A 320-nucleotide genomic window follows, 5' to 3' on the forward strand; every position below is an offset into this window, starting at 1 on the left:
ACCGGTCAGCAGGCCGCCGGTGGAACGTTCGGTGGTGTGGCTCTCGCCGCTGCCATTTGTCTTGCCGTAGGAACCATAGGCCTGGCCCCAATAGCCGTAGCCGCGTCCGGCGGGTGCCGAACCGGCAACCTGATCGAAGGCGGCCGGGGCCTTGGCTTCCTCGCCATAGGCGAGCGGTGCGTAATCGCCGGTGACCGAACCGAGCGAAAAGGCCGAGCGGATGCGCGCATTGACCTGGTCGCGGGTCAGCCCGGCGCTCTGGACCACCGAGGCCTGGGTCGAGGCATGGGCCTCGCCGGAGACCGCGATGACCGCATCGA

The 320-nt window shown here is 68.8% G+C and carries 1 pseudogene; it reads right to left on the reverse strand.

Annotation, left to right across the window (positions count from 1 at the left end):
• A pseudogene (locus E2A64_RS17875) lies at nucleotides 1-320 on the reverse strand (hypothetical protein); the annotation flags it as partial.

It is taken from the genome of Pseudohoeflea suaedae (assembly GCF_004354915.1).
Lineage (GTDB): Bacteria > Pseudomonadota > Alphaproteobacteria > Rhizobiales > Rhizobiaceae > Pseudohoeflea > Pseudohoeflea suaedae.